At 73.8% G+C, this 15,142-nt stretch carries 13 protein-coding genes; 9 read left to right on the forward strand and 4 right to left on the reverse strand.

All coding sequences use genetic code 11. From position 1 onward, the window contains the following. Positions 1 to 9 precede the first annotated feature (9 nt). Complete coding sequence (locus Q1K26_RS25695; RefSeq protein WP_300018349.1) at positions 10 to 447, reverse strand: hypothetical protein; 438 nt, start codon at positions 445 to 447, stop codon at positions 10 to 12. A 328-nt stretch (positions 448 to 775) separates the two neighbouring features. Here Q1K26_RS25695 and Q1K26_RS25700 point away from each other — a divergent pair, with 328 nt between their 5' ends. Together Q1K26_RS25700 and Q1K26_RS25705 are read left to right on the forward strand one after the other, a co-directional pair. Next, positions 776 to 2,593 carry a phosphoenolpyruvate carboxykinase (GTP) gene (locus Q1K26_RS25700; protein WP_300018352.1) on the forward strand — a complete coding sequence of 606 codons (1,818 nt, stop codon included), beginning with the start codon at positions 776 to 778 and terminating at the stop codon, positions 2,591 to 2,593. A gap of 278 nt (positions 2,594 to 2,871) precedes the next feature. Then, positions 2,872 to 4,767, forward strand: a complete 1,896-nt coding sequence (locus Q1K26_RS25705) for a hypothetical protein (RefSeq protein WP_300018355.1) — start codon at positions 2,872 to 2,874, stop codon at positions 4,765 to 4,767. Here the strand turns inward: Q1K26_RS25705 and Q1K26_RS25710 are convergent. Beyond that, positions 4,752 to 5,072: a hypothetical protein gene (locus Q1K26_RS25710; RefSeq protein WP_300018358.1), complete on the reverse strand. Its 321-nt coding sequence runs from the start codon at positions 5,070 to 5,072 to the stop codon at positions 4,752 to 4,754. The two genes, Q1K26_RS25705 and Q1K26_RS25710, sit on opposite strands and share 16 nt — an antisense overlap. A 49-nt stretch (positions 5,073 to 5,121) precedes the next feature. On the opposite strand from Q1K26_RS25710, the gene Q1K26_RS25715 reads away from it, so the two are divergent. Next, positions 5,122 to 5,694 carry a peroxidase-related enzyme gene (locus Q1K26_RS25715; RefSeq protein WP_300018459.1) on the forward strand — a complete coding sequence of 191 codons (573 nt, stop codon included), beginning with the start codon at positions 5,122 to 5,124 and terminating at the stop codon, positions 5,692 to 5,694. Here the strand turns inward: Q1K26_RS25715 and Q1K26_RS25720 are convergent, their stop codons facing one another. Beyond that, a complete protein-coding gene (locus Q1K26_RS25720; protein ID WP_300018361.1) occupies positions 5,695 to 6,228 on the reverse strand; it encodes a hypothetical protein in 534 nt (177 codons plus the stop codon). It abuts the gene before it with no gap. Positions 6,229 to 6,479: 251 nt separating this feature from the next. Here Q1K26_RS25720 and Q1K26_RS28920 point away from each other — a divergent pair, with 251 nt between their 5' ends. From Q1K26_RS28920 to Q1K26_RS25740, 4 genes are all read left to right on the forward strand, one after another. Next, positions 6,480 to 6,842: an antitoxin gene (locus Q1K26_RS28920; protein ID WP_363320543.1), complete on the forward strand. Its 363-nt coding sequence runs from the start codon at positions 6,480 to 6,482 to the stop codon at positions 6,840 to 6,842. Between the two features lie 185 nt (positions 6,843 to 7,027). After that, positions 7,028 to 8,218, forward strand: coding sequence for a pyruvate dehydrogenase (acetyl-transferring) E1 component subunit alpha (gene pdhA, locus Q1K26_RS25730; RefSeq protein ID WP_300018364.1), 1,191 nt, complete (start codon positions 7,028 to 7,030; stop codon positions 8,216 to 8,218). After that, positions 8,218 to 9,192, forward strand: coding sequence for an alpha-ketoacid dehydrogenase subunit beta (locus tag Q1K26_RS25735; protein WP_300018367.1), 975 nt, complete (start codon positions 8,218 to 8,220; stop codon positions 9,190 to 9,192). Before pdhA ends, Q1K26_RS25735 begins: the two co-directional genes overlap by 1 nt. 24 nt (positions 9,193 to 9,216) lie before the next feature. Further along, a complete protein-coding gene (locus Q1K26_RS25740) occupies positions 9,217 to 10,587 on the forward strand; it encodes a dihydrolipoamide acetyltransferase family protein (protein WP_300018461.1) in 1,371 nt (456 codons plus the stop codon). Here Q1K26_RS25740 and Q1K26_RS25745 read toward each other — a convergent pair. Next, entirely contained in the window at positions 10,577 to 11,266 is a 690-nt protein-coding gene (locus Q1K26_RS25745) for a hemerythrin domain-containing protein (protein ID WP_300018370.1), read from the reverse strand. The genes Q1K26_RS25740 and Q1K26_RS25745 overlap by 11 nt on opposite strands. 96 nt (positions 11,267 to 11,362) lie before the next feature. Between Q1K26_RS25745 and Q1K26_RS25750 the strand changes: the two genes are divergently transcribed. Next, positions 11,363 to 11,719, forward strand: a complete 357-nt coding sequence (locus Q1K26_RS25750; protein ID WP_300018373.1) for a GNAT family N-acetyltransferase — start codon at positions 11,363 to 11,365, stop codon at positions 11,717 to 11,719. A 33-nt stretch (positions 11,720 to 11,752) separates the two neighbouring features. Continuing rightward, positions 11,753 to 15,049, forward strand: coding sequence for a BTAD domain-containing putative transcriptional regulator (locus Q1K26_RS25755; protein ID WP_300018376.1), 3,297 nt, complete (start codon positions 11,753 to 11,755; stop codon positions 15,047 to 15,049). The last annotated feature ends 93 nt before the right edge of the window (positions 15,050 to 15,142 follow it).

The raw sequence follows: 15,142 nt of genomic DNA on the forward strand, positions 1-15,142 counted from the left end.
GCACCGGGCTCAGAGTTGCTTGGGGATCACCGGCTGGGTGCTGATCTGGGGCGCGGGCTGCGGGGCGGGGGCCGCGCGCTCGGCCAGCCGCTCCTGGACCTGCTCGGAGATCTGCGACGCGCGCCGCCGCTCCCGCACGCGGATCAGCACCAGCATCGAGACGCCGTAGGCGATGCCCAGCACGAGCAGCACGATCCCGAGCTTGACCACGAACTGCTGGAGGGGCGGCTGGTCGCCGATCTCGACGACCGAGATGATCGCCAGCACGCCGAGGGTGATCAGATGGAACAGCACCGAGAGCAGCAGGTTGACCGACCGGGTCACCGACCGGTCCTGGAAGACCTCCTGCAGGAACGGCTCACCCGCCGTCACCAGCAGTCGTCCCACGAGGAACGTGAGCGCGATCGCGACGACCAGAAGCGTGATGTACATGCCGGTGTCGCTCATCCAGCTCCCTCGTCCCTCCGCGGCTCCCGGTCCGCGAATACGGTCGAAACGGTACGCGCGGGGGCCTGTACCGGTCCAGGGGCCGGAAGGGGGGTACCCCTCCACGTGCCGCTTCACACACCGCGGCGGGAATTCGCCCCACGGACTGTTCTGAATCGATTACATGATCGGTCCTGTGAGTGAATCGACAGTGATCGACGGTGGGGAAAGGCGGACACCGCCGGTACCGTCGTCATTCATCTTCCAGTGGCACACCCGCGTTGTTCGGCTCGGGTGTGCGGCAGCATTCCCGCAGAACTCCGGTGCGCCGGCGAGGAGACAGGACGACATGACAGCAGCGACCGTGCCAGGGCTCGACGAGACGCCGACCGACAACACGTCCCTGCTGTCCTGGGTCCGTGAGGTGGCCGAACTCACCACGCCCGACCGGGTCGTCTGGGTGGATGGCTCCGACGAGGAGTGGGAGCGCACGACGACCGCGCTCGTCGAGGCCGGCACGTTCACCCGCCTGTCGAAGAAGCCGAATTCGTTCTGGGCCGTCTCGGATCCCGAAGACGTCGCCCGTGTCGAGGAGCGCACCTTCATCTGCACGGCACAGGAGGACGGTGCCGGACCGACGAACAACTGGGTCGACCCCGCCGAGATGAAGTCGACGATGTCGCAGCTGTACCGCGGCAGCATGCGCGGACGCACGATGTATGTGATCCCGTTCTGCATGGGGCCGCTCGACGCCACCCCGCCGATGCTCGGCGTGGAGATCACCGACTCCGAGTACGTCGTGGCCTCGATGAAGATCATGACGCGGATGGGCGCGTCCGTCCTGCCGCTGTTCGCCGAGCGCGGTGACACCTTCGTCAGGTGCCTGCACTCCGTCGGCGCGCCGCTGGAGCCCGGCCAGGCCGACGTCCCGTGGCCGTGCAACGAGACCAAGTACATCTCCCACTTCCCGGAGACCCGCGAGATCTGGAGCTTCGGATCCGGCTACGGCGGCAACGCCCTGCTCGGCAAGAAGTGCTACGCGCTGCGCATCGCCTCGGCCATCGCCCACGACGAGGGCTGGCTCGCCGAGCACATGCTGATCCTCAAGCTGATCTCACCCGAGGACAAGGCCTACTACGTGGCGGCGGCGTTCCCGTCGGCCTGCGGCAAGACCAACCTCGCGATGCTGCAGCCCACCATCCCGGGCTGGCGCGCCGAGACCGTCGGCGACGACATCGCCTGGATGCGCTTCGGCGAGGACGGCCGGCTCTACGCGGTCAACCCGGAGTACGGGTTCTTCGGCGTCGCGCCGGGCACCAACTGGAAGACGAACCCGAACGCGATGAGGACGATCGAGAAGGGCAACTCGCTGTTCACGAACGTCGCGCTCACCGACGACGGCGACGTGTGGTGGGAGGGCCTGGAGGGTGAGCCCGCGCACCTGACGTCGTGGACCGGCGAGGAGTGGACGCCGGACTCCGCCACACCTGCCGCCCACCCCAACTCCCGCTACACGACGCCGATCGCGCAGTGCCCGGTCGTGGCGCCGGAGTGGGAGGACCCGCAGGGTGTCCCGATCTCGGCGATCCTGTTCGGCGGGCGGCGCAAGACCACGGTCCCGCTGGTCACCGAGGCGCGTGACTGGCAGCACGGCACGTTCATGGGCGCCACCATGTCGAGCGAGAAGACCGCGGCGGCCACGGGCGGGCTCGGCGAGGTCCGTCGCGACCCGATGGCGATGCTGCCGTTCCTCGGCTACAACGCGGGCGAGTACTTCCAGCACTGGGTCGACGTCGGCAAGGGGGCGGACGCGGACAAGCTGCCCAGGATCTTCTACGTCAACTGGTTCCGCCGGGGCGACGAGGGCCAGTTCCTGTGGCCCGGGTTCGGCGAGAACAGCCGCGTCCTCAAGTGGTGCATCGAGCGCATGGAGGGCACGGCCGCGGCCACCGAGACCGCGATCGGCTACGTCCCGACCTCCGACCAGATGGACCTCGACGGCCTCGACGCCGCCGTGGCCGACATCGACGCCGCGCTCGCCGTCGACGTCGAGGAGTGGAAGGCCGAGATCCCGCTCATCGAGGAGTGGTTCGACAAGATCGGCGACGGGCTCCCCACGTCCATGCGCGACGAGCTGGAGGCCCTCAAGCTCCGTCTCGGCGCCTGATCGACCGCACGGACCCACGGCGGCGCGCGGCCCGGCCGCGCGCCGCCGGCGACCGGTCGACCCGTCCGGTCGACCGCACGGCGCGCGCGGAGGTCGTTGTGACGGATGGACGCTGTTCATGGACCGTTCACTCGATCGAGTGGCCGAACAGCGCTGAGAGTGACCTTTCGCCGTCGTCGGATTGCCGCGCCACCCGACGGGAGTGCAACATCCTGTGAAACCCTGCGATACGAAGGGTGGTCGTCGCCGCACCGGCGTCGACGGGTGGAGGTGACCAGGTGATGGACGTCGGGCCGGTGAGCGTGCGGGAGCACGGTTGTGCCGGAGAGGACGCCGAGGACCTCCTCGTCTTCGTCGAGCGCCTCGCCGCAGCCGGTCAGGGCGAGCGCGCCACGATGGTGGCCCGCGAACAGATCGGCCGCGCCATCCGGGCCGGGACGCAGCCTCCCGGCCTGCGCCGGCTGGCCGAGGCCCTCGCCGCCTCCGTGACCGACGCCCCGCCCGCGCCCCGGCATCCCGTCGACGACCCCACGTCCGTCGTCCCGGCCATGCAGGCCAACGCCCTCGTCGTCCTCGACGAGGCCGGCCCGTCCGTGGTGGCCCAGGCGATCGCCGCCCTCGTCGCCGACGGCAGGCGCGTGCTCGTCACCGCCGAGACCGACGACGAGCTGGCCGAGGTCCGCAGCCGGGTGTCGACCGGACGGGTCGCCGACGCCCTGCCGGGCCTGCCCGCCGCCGAGCTGCGCGAGCTGCGCAGGCTGCTGGCCACCACCACGGCGTCGGCGCGGGCCCGCGTCGACCAGCAGCTGCCCCCCGACGAGGCGCTGCCCTCGGTGGCCGATGTCGAGCGGCTGTGCGCGCAGGCCGATCACGCTCCCGCCGTCACGGCCGTCTCGATGATCCCCACGCTGCTCGGGGGCGTCGAGGAGGAACGCCGCGAGGCGGTCACCGCCATCGCGCGGTGCGTCGTCGCGCGGTTGGACGCGCTCGGCTCCCGCCGCGAGCACGGCTGGGAGTGGGAGCTGCTCGGGCACCTCATCCACACCCGGCACCGGGCCGCCTTCGACCGCACGCTGGAGGACACCGTCCAGGCCGCGGCCATCGTGGCGGCGCGCCGCCGGTCGGAGCCGGTCACGCTCGTCGGGGCCATCCCGAGCGAGGGCGTCGAGCTCCTGATCAGCTACCACCGGTTCCTCAAGGGCGGTGGCCGCGCCCGGACCTACTTCCGGCCGTCGCTGCAGCGGGAGGTGCAGCCGCTGCTGCGGCTGATCCGGGTGGGTGACCGCGAGCCCGCAGGCGAGACCGACCTGCTGCGCGTGCTCGACCACCTCGAGCTCGGGGAGCGCCTGCTCCGCATCGACGCCGGCTGCCGGGAGATGCGCATCCCCACCCCGCGGGGCCCCGAGCACCTCGCCGACCTGGCGGAGGGCCTGGGCCGGGTCGCCGCCGCGGCACGCTCGGTCGGGGCGCTGCGCCACGACGTGCTGTTCCTGGCCGCCGACTCGCCGCTCTCCGTGCCCGATGTCGGGTCCGCCGCCGACGTGGCCGCCGCCATCCTCGACTACGCCGAGCACGGTTCGGCCGACGAGGCGGCCCGGCGACTCGCCGCGGTCGCCGCGGGCCTCGCGGCCCTCGCCCCGGTCGCGGCCACCGCACCCGAGCACGCCATGGCGGTCCAGGCGTTGCGCGAGCACGACGCCGCCCGGTACGCGGCCGCGGTCGAGGCCATGGGCGCCGCCCGCCGCGAACAGCGCGACGGGGCACGCCGCGCCGAGCTGCTGGACCGGCTGCGGACCAGCTCACCGGTACTGGCCCAGGCCTGGGACTCCTCGCCCGAGCACGGCAGCGCCGCCTTCGGGTTCGTGTGCTTCATGCACACCGGCGCCCTCCTGTCCGCCGTGCCGCCGCCGGACAGCGCGGACGTGGTGGTCGTCGTCGGGGCCGCCCGCCTGGGTGTGGAGCGGCTGCTGCTCGCCTCCGTGGCTCCTCGCATGATCGCCACGGTCGACCCGGCCGGGGAGGCCGAGACCTCCCCCAGCCTGCTCAGCGTGCTGCACCGGGCGTCGGCGCTGGTGATCCGCGGCCAGGCCGCGCGGACGTCGGGGCGGGTCGTCCGGCTCGCGTCGGCCCGGGCCGCCGCCGGGGTGTCCGCGGTGGGTCAGGCCGGGGCCTGAGGGTCCTCGCTCACGGTCGCCAGCAACGCGATCGGGTCGTCCCCGTCCGCGATGCGTTCCCACCGGTCGTCGGCGCGCGAGCGGAGCAGCGACCAGCCGCCCGCGTCGTCGAGGTGCAGCCGGGCCAGCGGCGTGGTCGTCCACCCGCCGCCGAGTTCGGGACGGCTCGGCGCCCGCCGGTCGGTGATCGTGACCTCCGACCCCTGGATCGTGTATCCGATCTGGCGATGCGCGCGCTCCGCGTCGGGAATGCGTGCGGCACACCACTCCGACAGGCGGTGGCGGGTCTCCTCGGAAACGGCCATGCCCGAATGGTCCCCGCTCGGGGCGCTACGGTCGAGCGCTATGGGACACATGCATGAGGTGAGCCGGTTCGGACACGTCGAGCTGGAGGACATGCCCGAGGACCTGCGCGAGCGCATCGGCGCGATCGCCGAGAAGTCGGGCTTCGTGCCCAACGTCTTCCGGGCGCTGGCCCGCCGGCCCGCCGAGCTGCGCGCGTTCCTGGACTACCACGACGCGCTGATGGAGAGCTCCGACGGGCTGAGCAAGGCGGAGCGCGAGCTGATCGTCGTCGCCACGTCGGGCGCCAACCACTGCACCTACTGCGTCGTGGCCCACGGGGCGATCCTGCGGGTGCGGACGAAGGACGCCGAGGTCGCCGACCGCGTCGCGACCAACCCCTACGGAGCCGAGCTCAGCCCGCGCGAGCGCGCGATCGTGGATCTGGCGCTGCTCGTCGCCACGGACTCGGCGTCCCTCACCGAGGCCGAGATCGACGACGCGCGCCTGGCCGGGCTCTCGGAGGACGAGATCTGGGACATCGGGGCGATCACGGCCCTGTTCGCGATGTCCAACCGCCTCGCGCACCTGACGGCACTGCGCCCGAACCCGGAGTTCTTCCTGATGGGCCGCCTGCCGCGCTGACTACTCGCAGCCGGTGCCGTCGTCGTCGGCGTCGAGGCCGTAGACGTCCTCGCCGGTGACCTGCACCGGTCCGCGCACGTAGGACGGCCCGTTGCCGGACCCGCCCGCGCAGTCGACGTCCTTCGGGTCGTCGGGCACGCACGGGTCGTAGTTGACGTTGCAGCCTGCGGCGTCCTGCTCGCCCGGGTCGTCCGTTGCGGGGGTCGGCTCCGGGTCCGGAGACCGCTGCCCCTCCGGGGCCGGCTCGGGCTCGACCTCGGCCGGCTCGACCACGACCGGCTCGGTCGTGGTCGGCTCGACGGTGACCCTTTCCGTGGTGACCGGTGGCGGGGGCGTCGCGGTGGTGGTCGGCGGCACTGTGGTGGTCGGCGGCACGGTGGTGGTGGGCGCGGCGATCACCGACGGCCGAGCCGTCGGAACCGGCGTGGATGTCAGGGTGAGGGCGGACGTGGCGTCGCGGGCGGAGCCGCAGGCGGTGGACAGCACCGCGGCCGCGCACACCATGGCCACGAGAGCCGGGAGGTGGCGGTACATCTTTCTCCATCGTCGTCCGGCGGTCGCGCGTTCCACGATCGCCACCGAACTGGTCGGATCGACGGCGTGTCGCGCCGCAACCGGGTCGACCCCTCCGGGGACCTGCACGCCGTACCCGCGCGCGGATGTTCACCGGCAACTCCCACCCGGGACCCCCGAGGACCCCGGCGGCGCGAACAGCGGGCATGCGTGATGCCGGGTCTAGGGTGGGTAGTCCAGGAACCCGGCGGCACCGCGCGTGCGTTGTCCGCGTGACGGCACGACAACTGGAGGACGACATGCCCCTGTTCAGGAAGCTGGCCACGCTGGCCACGGCCGCGGAGGCGGCGCGCCGGTACGCGAAGAGCAACCCCGACAAGGCGGGCAAGTACCTCGACCAGGCCGCCGCGTTCGTCGACAAGCAGACCAAGGGCAAGTACCGCTCCCAGATCGACGGTGTGGCGAAGAAGGCGAAGGGGGCGGCGGGTATCCCGACCGCTCCGGGACACGGCCCGGCCGGCAACGGGCACACGCCCGGCTACAACGGATCCGAGGCGCCCACCCAGGCCTACCCGCAGCCCGGCACCTCGGGTTACCGCGCGCCCCAGCCCGGTCCGCGCGAGCACGGCGCCTGAGCGCGGAGCGGGTGCGGGCGCAGGCTCCCCCGCACCCGCTCCGCCGTGTCAGGATGGCGCGGCCCCGTCACGATGGCGGGGTAGGCCGGATCGCGCGGCGGCCCCCACCCCGGGCCGGCGGGCCCCGGTCGAGCCGACCCGCGCCCGCCACGAACCGGACGCGGGCCCCGAGCAGAGGAGCTCCCGTGTCCGTTCCGCACGACTGGACGCCACCGACGTCCGACGCGCCCGCTTCGCATCCCGGCCGTGACCATGTGATCGCCGGCCTGCGCGGCACCGACGACGGGGGGCCCGACCTCGTCCAGCTGCTGACGCCCGAGGGCGAGCGCGTCCCGGACCCCCGGTTCGACCGCTACGCCGCCGACGTCGACGTCGAGACGCTCAAGAATCTCTACCGCGACCTCGTGTTGGTGCGCAGGTTCGACCGGGAGGGCAACGCGCTGCAGCGCCAGGGCCAGCTCGGGATCTGGGTGCCGCTGCTGGGGCAGGAGGCCGCGCAGATCGGCGCGGGCCGGGCACTGCAGAAACAGGACATGGCGTTCCCGTCCTACCGCGAGCACGGCGTGGCCTGGGCGCGTGGCATCGACCCGACCGACCTGCTCGGCATCTTCCGCGGCACCGACCACGGCAGCTGGGACCCGAAGGCGTTCGGCTTCCACCTCTACACGATCGTCATCGGCAACCAGTGCCTCAACGCCACCGGCTACGCGATGGGCCAGAAGTTCGAGGGCAGGGTCGGCGGCGACGACGGCGAGGCCACGATCTGCTTCTTCGGCGACGGCGCCACCAGCCAGGGTGACGTGCACGAGGGCTTCGTGTGGGCCGCCGTCTACGACGCTCCGGTCGTGTTCTACTGCCAGAACAACCAGTGGGCGATCTCCGAGCCCACCGAACGCCAGACCCGCGTGCCGCTCTACAAGCGCGCCCAGGGCTACGGCTTCGACGGCATCCGCGTGGACGGCAATGACGTCCTCGCGTGCCTCGCCGTCACCCGCTGGGCGCTGGAGGAGTGCCGCACCGGCAACGGCCCGGTCCTGGTCGAGGCGTTCACCTACCGGATGGACGCCCACACCACCTCCGACGACCCCAGCCGCTACCGGCTCGCCGACGAGCTGGAGCTGTGGAAGCTCAAGGACCCGATCGAGCGGGTGCGGGTGCACCTGGTGCGCGGCCACGGCGTCGAGCAGGCGTTCTTCGACCGGGTGGCGACCGAGGCCGACGAGCTGGCCACGCGGTTCCGCCAGTTCTGCGTCGACATGCCGCCACCACCTCCGGACCGGATGTTCTCGCAGGTGTACGCCGAGGGCTCGCCCACCGTCGACGCCCAGCGCGAGGCGTTCCTGGCCTACCACGCCTCGTTCGAGGGGGTCTCCTGATGGCCGTGCTGACCATGGCGAAGGCGATCAACGACGGGCTGCGTGCCGCGATGGAGCGCGACCCGAAGGTGCTCGTGATGGGCGAGGACGTCGGCAAGCTCGGCGGCGTCTTCCGCGTCACCGACGGGCTGCAGAAGGACTTCGGCGAGCAGCGCGTGCTCGACACCCCGCTTGCCGAGAGCGGCATCATCGGCACCGCGGTGGGCCTGGCGATCCGCGGGTTCCGGCCGGTGTGCGAGATCCAGTTCGACGGGTTCGTGTTCCCCGGTTACGACCAGATCGTCTCCCAGCTCGCGAAGCTGCACTTCCGCTCGCAGGGGCGCGTACCCATGCCGGTGGTGGTGCGCATCCCGTTCGGCGGCGGCATCGGCGCGGTCGAGCACCACAGCGAGTCGCCCGAGGCGCTGTTCGCGCACGTCGCGGGGCTCAAGGTGGTCGCCTGTTCCAACCCGGTCGACGCCTACTGGATGATCCAGCAGGCCATCGCCAGCGACGACCCGGTGATCTTCTTCGAGCCGAAGCGGAGGTACTGGGAGAAGGCCGAGGTGGACCTGTCCGCCACCCCCGCACCGCTGCACTCCTCCCGCGTAGCCCGGCCCGGCTCGTCGCTCACGCTCGCCGGCTACGGGCCGGTACTCAAGACCTGCCTGGAGGCGGCGACCGCGGCCGAGACCGACGGCCACGACATCGAGGTGATCGACCTGCGGACGCTGTCCCCGCTCGACCTGGACCCGGTGTTCGACTCGGTGCGGCGCACCGGGCGGCTCGTCGTGGTCGCGGAGGCGCCGTCGGAGACGTCGGTGGCCGCCGAGGTCTGCGCGCGCGTGCAGCAGGAGTGCTTCCACTCGCTGGAGGCGCCGGTGCTGCGGGTCACGGGGTTCGACACCCCCTACCCGCCGTCGAAGTGCGAGGAGGACTACCTCCCCGACCTCGACCGGGTGCTGGACGCCGTCGACCGTTCGATGGGCTGGTGAGCTCCCGTGCTGCGTGAGTTCGCGATGCCCGACGTCGGCGAGGGACTGACCGAGGCCGAGGTCGTGACGTGGAACGTGGCCGCGGGCGACGTCGTCACCGTCAACCAGATCCTGTGCGAGATCGAGACGGCCAAGGCCGCCGTCGAGCTGCCGAGCCCGTACGCGGGCACCGTCGGGAAGCTGCTGGTGGAACCCGGCCAGACCGTCACCGTCGGTTCCCCGATCATCAGCATCGAGACGGCCGAAGCCGCTCCCGCCCCCGAGCCGGTGGACGAGGAGGAGGGCGCGAAGATCGGCGAGCCGGGCAAGGACGGGCGCATCGCCAACCTCGTCGGCTACGGACCCCGGCCCGGCTCGGTCACCCGCCGCCCCCGCCGCGGAGCGGCGTCCCCGGCCGCCCCCGCGCCCACCCCCGCCGAGCCCGTCCCCGCCGCGCCTGCCCCCGCCGCGCCCGCCGCCCCGTCACAGCCGCAGCGGGAGCCCACGGCCGTCGGGAGCACGGTGCCGCTCGCCAAGCCGCCGGTGCGCAAGCTCGCTCGCGACCTCGGGGTGGACCTGCGCGCCGTCACACCGTCCGGCGCGGGCGGGGTGATCACGCGCGAGGACGTGCAGGCGCACGCCGCGGCCCCGCCGGAGTTGCAGGATGGCCACCTTCCCGCAGCCGGCTTGCGTGAAGGTGGCCATGCTGCAACCGGGTCGGGGGTGCGTCGCGAGCCGATCCGGGGCGTCCGCAAGCACACCGCCGCGGCGATGGTGTCCAGCGCGTTCACCGCGCCGCACGTCACCGAGTTCCTCGCCGTCGACGTCACCGAGACGATGGCCCTGCGCGACCGGCTCCGGGCCACGCGCGAGTACACCGACGTCAAGCTGACACCGCTGGCGTTCGTGGCGAAGGCGGTGTGCCTCGCCGCGCGGCGCACGCCGTCGGTCAACGCGCACTGGGACGAGGCCGCGGGCGAGATCGTCTTCTACGACCGTATGCAGCTGGGGATCGCCGCCGCGACGCCGCGCGGGCTGATCGTCCCCAACATCCGCGACGCCGACCTGCTCACCCTTCACGACCTGGCCGCCGCGCTCGGCGAGCTGACGGCCACGGCACGGGCAGGGAGGACGCCGCCCGCGGACATGGCGGGCGGCACGTTCACGATCACCAACGTGGGTGTGTTCGGGGTCGACACCGGCACACCGATCCTCAACCCCGGCGAGGCCGGCATCCTGGCCGTCGGCGCGATCAAGCCGACACCATGGGTGGTCGACGGCGAGCTGGCGGTGCGCACGGTGTGCCAGCTGGCTCTGTCGTTCGACCACCGCCTCGTCGACGGCGAGCAGGGGTCGCGCTTCCTCGCCGACGTCGGGGCGCTGCTCACCGACCCGGGGCTGGCCCTCACCTGGTAGTGGGTCCCCCGCCGGCGGGCAGCGCGGCGAGCAGGCGCCGGTACCGCGGGCCGAGCACGAGGTCGTGCAGCACGCGGATGGGCGCCGGCAGCTGCTCGCGCAGGGACGCGACGCGGTCGGGCTCGGAGTAGGCCAGGAACATCGGCAGGAGCACCGCGGTGTCGCGGGAGCCGCCCTGCTTCGCCAGGGCGGCCTCCAGCGCCGCCCAGTCGCCGGCGGGGATGCGGTGCCGCATCACGGGCAGCAGGAGGTCCTCCTCCGCGGCGAGGTGGCGGCGCAGGTAGGTGTCCAGGCGGGACAGGGCGGCGGCGAGCTGCGCGGCGGCGGGCGTGAACTCCGGCTCGGCCAGGGCGCCGAGACCCTCCAGCCCGGCGGTGACGTCGGCGAGGTCGGCGTCGAGCGGCGCGTGCTCGGCCTCCAGGCGCCGCACCTGGGCGGCGACCTCGGGCGCGGTGGCGAGCACGCGCGGCCACAGCTCGGTGTCCTCGGCGGTGTGGTGGTGGTGCAGGGCCCGCGAGAACACGGCCCACCATCGGACGAGGGCGCGGGCGCCGCGGCGGTCGCCGGGACGCAGGGCGCGGACATGGCGGGCCGCTTCCGGGACGACGGCGCGGATCTGGTCGTGCATGAGCAGGAAGCCCCGGACGTCGTTGCCGGCGGCGGGGTCGATGGTGGTCATGGCGCAGAGCGTGCGGGCGGGCGCTTGCCGACGGCTGCACGCGCCGGCGCAGGTACGCCTCAAGTCGGCCACAAGTCGCCCGGGCACACTGTCCTCATGACCGCGGCCGAGTCGCACCTCATGCGGCGCAGCCCGCGGCAGGGCCGCGGGCCGGGCGGGATGGTCGTGTACACGCTGGAGGATGTCGCAGGGCCCGCCGGCGAGGACCCGAAGGCGGTGATCGAGGTGCGCCGGGTGGGCGACGTCGCCACGGTCGTCGGTGGCGGTGTACCGCAGCGGCACCGTGGCCAGGGGTTCGGCCGGCGACTCGCACGGCAGGTGACGGCGGCGGTGCGGGCGGAGGGCTGCCGGATCGCGCGGATCGCCGATCCGGGGACCGACCAGGGCCGTCGCATGCTCGTCGACCTGGGCTACGCCCGGCTCGACGCCGACACGTGGGAGCTCGTGCTCTAGATCGAGGTCCTGCGCGTGCCTAGTGTTCTGTGGGTGCAGTTCCGCGTCCTGGGGCCGCTGGAGGTCGCCACGGCCGACGGCAGGCCGATCGATCCCGGTAGCCCGAAGCTGCGGTCGTTGCTCACGCTGCTGCTCGCCGACCACGGCCGGGTCGTCCCGCTCGACCGCATCAACGAGACGCTGTGGGCCGCCGAGCCGCCCGCCACTGCGACGGGCACCCTGCAGTCCTACGTCTCCCAGCTGCGCCGGTTGATCGAGCCCGACCGAGCCCCGCGCGCTGCCCCGACCCGGCTGCTGACCCGGCCACCCGGCTACCTGATCGCCGTCGAGGCCGACGAGCTGGACGTCTCGCGTTTCGAGGCCCTGCTGGCCGACGGTCAGCGGCTGCTCGCCACCGGCCGGCACCGGGAGGCCGAGGACGTACTGCTCGCGGCGCTGGACCTGTGGCGCGGGGAGCCCTACGCCGATCTCGGGGACGGCGGCGCGGCGGTGCACGCCGACCGGGCCCGGCTCGCGGAGTTGCGGGCCGTCGCGGTGGAACGGCACGTCGAGGCGATGTTGGGCGCGGGACGGCCCGACGACGCGGTCGCCGAGCTGGAGCGCCTGGTGGCCGTACACCCCCTGCGGGAACGGCTGTGGGGTTCGTTGATGCTGGCGCTCTACCGCACCGGACGGCAGGCCGACGCGCTGGCGGCGTTCGGCAGCTGCCGCGAGCTGCTGCGCGAGGAGCTGGGTATCGATCCCGGCCCGGAACTGCGCCGGCTGGAGCAGGCGATCCTCACCCAGGACCCCACCGTGGAGGGGCCGCGCGCCCCGGTCGCCCCCTCGGGTGCCCACCCCGCGCCGTCCGGGACGGCCGCGACGGGTGGCGGGTTCGTCGGCCGCCGGGCCGAGCTGTCCACCCTCGCCGCCCGGTTGTCCGCCGCGGAGGCCGGAGCCGGGGCGGTGGTGCTGGTCGGCGGGGAGGCGGGCATCGGCAAGACCCGGCTCGCCGAGGAGGTCGCCGCGGTGGCGACGCAACGCGGGATCCGGGTGGCGTGGAGCAGGTGCGCCGACGAGGCGGCCGCACCCGCGCTGTGGCCGTGGACGCAGGTGCTGCGTGCGCTGGGCTCCGAGGTCGGGACCCAGCCGCCCCTGGGCACCGCCGGCGATTCGGACGCCCGCCGGACCGAGCTGTTCGAGCAGATCAGCGGGGCGCTCGTCACCGCGGCCGCGAGCGGGCCGCTGCTCGTCGTCCTCGACGACCTGCACGGCGCGGATCCCCTGTCGCTGCACCTGCTGCGCTTCCTGGTCGGCCGGATCGGCGCGGTCCCGGTGCTCGTGATCGCCACGTTGCGCGAGTCGGCCGAGGAACGCACCGACGCTCTGGTGCACACGCTCGCCGACCTCGCCCGGGAGCGTGCGGTCACCCGGGTCGCCCTCGACGGGTTGCACGCCGCGGAGGTCCAGGAGCTGCTGGCGGCGCGGGGGCTGCCGGACCCCACACTGGCAGACGAGCTGCGGGTGCGGACCGAGGGCAACCCGTTCTTCCTGGTGGAGCTGATCGAGCTGCTGCGCAGCGAGCGCCGCCTCGACGCCCGCCCGGGGACGGCCGACATCCCGGCCTCGGTCCGCGACGTGCTGGAGCGTCGGCTGGGCCGGCTGCCCGCCGACACCCGGGCGCTGCTCACCCTCGCCGCGGTCGTCGGCCGCGAGTTCCCGCTCGACGTGCTCGAGGCCGCGGCGGAGGTCGACGGGGAGCAGATCGTCGGGCTGCTGGAGGCGGCCGTCATCACCGGGGTGGTGCTGGAGCAGGGCACGGGTTGGGCGTGGCGGTTCAGTCACGACCTCGTGCGCGAGACCATCGTCGCCGGGCTCACCCGCTCGCAGCGGGCCCGGATGCACCGCCAGATCGCCCACGCTCTCGAGGGCCTGCCCGGCGCGGCCCGCCTGGACGCTCTGGCCCACCATTCCTACCTGGCCGGGCCGTTCGCCGGCCCCGGCACGGCCCTGCGGCACGCCGTGGCCGCCGCCGGGTCCGCCCGCCAGCGTTTCGCGTTCGCCACCGCGGCCGAGCACGGCGCCCGTGCCGTCGAGCTGGCGGACGGCCAGGACACCGCGCGCACCCAGGAGCTGCTGGTCGCTCTGGGCCGCGACCGGCGGGCCGCCGGTGACCTGGTCGGTGCGCAGGCCGCGCTGTCGCAGGCCATCGAGCTGGCCCGGGAGCTCGGCGACCCCGACCGGGCCGCCGAGGCGGCAGGCGTGTTCGGCGGGGTCGCGCTGTGGAACTGGCGGCCCTACGGCACGAGCGACGAGGTCGTGATCGAGCGTCTCGACGAGCTGCTCACCGCGACCGACGGGCAGCGGTCGCCGCGCCGTCGCGCCGAGCTGCTGGGCACGCTGGCCTGCGAGCTCTGCTACACCGGGCGGCGCCCGGAGGGGATGGAGGCGGCTCGGGAGGCCGCGCGGATCGCGCGCCGCATCGACGACGTCCCGCTGCTCGGCCGGGTCCTGAACAACGCCTACCTCGCCGGCTGGGTGCCGGGCGGAGAGCCCGAACGGCGAGCGCTGCTCGACGAGTCCCTCGCGCTGGCCGGGCTGCCCGCGCACACCGAGGCGGTGGCCCGGCTGCACCGCGGCGCGCTGGCGATGCGGTTCGCCGAGCTCGAACTCTCGCGCGCCGACCTCGCTCGGGCCCGACGGCTGGTCACCGACCTGGGACTCGCCGAGCTGCGCGCGCAGGTCAGCTACCAGGAGGCCGGGCACGCCACCCTGCACGGGGACTGGGACCTCGCCGACCGGCACGCCGACGAGGCGTTCGCGCTCCAGCAGCAGACCGGCCTGTGGGGCGCCCGGTGGTGTCGGCTCGTGCAGCGGATGACCGTGCGTCGCGGCCGGGGCCGGCTCGACGAGGTCGTGTCCGAACTCGTGGACGGCACCGTCGGTGACTTCGCGGGGCTGCGGCCGATCGCGGTGCTCGCGCTCGCCGAGTCCGGGGACCTCCCCGCGGCGCGCCGGCTGCTGGAGCGCTCGGAGGTGATCCTGCCGGTCGACTGGAGCACCGACTTCCTGCTCTGCGCATGGGGCGAGGTGGCCGCGGCCCTCGGCTCCCCCGATCCCGCCGCGCTCTACCGCGACCTGCTGCCGCAGGCCGACGAGCTGGTCGTGGCCGGCACGGCGAACGCCAGGGGGGGTTCGGTGCCCGGCGTGCGGGCACGCCTCGCCGCGCGGCGAGGCGACGTCGCGGCCGCACGTGCCCACCTCGCGGACGCGATCCGGATCGACACCGCGCTGGGTGCCCGGCCGTGGGCCGAGCGGGCCCGGGCCGCCCTGGCCCAAGTCGACGGGTAGCGGGACCCAAGTCGGCGCCAGCGCCGCGCAAGCAGGTCCCCGCACCGTGGTCCCGCCACGGCGGCCCGACCCGGGCCGCCCCCGATTCCCGGA

Source organism: Pseudonocardia sp., from assembly GCF_029263155.1.
Classification (GTDB): Bacteria; Actinomycetota; Actinomycetes; order Mycobacteriales; family Pseudonocardiaceae; genus Pseudonocardia.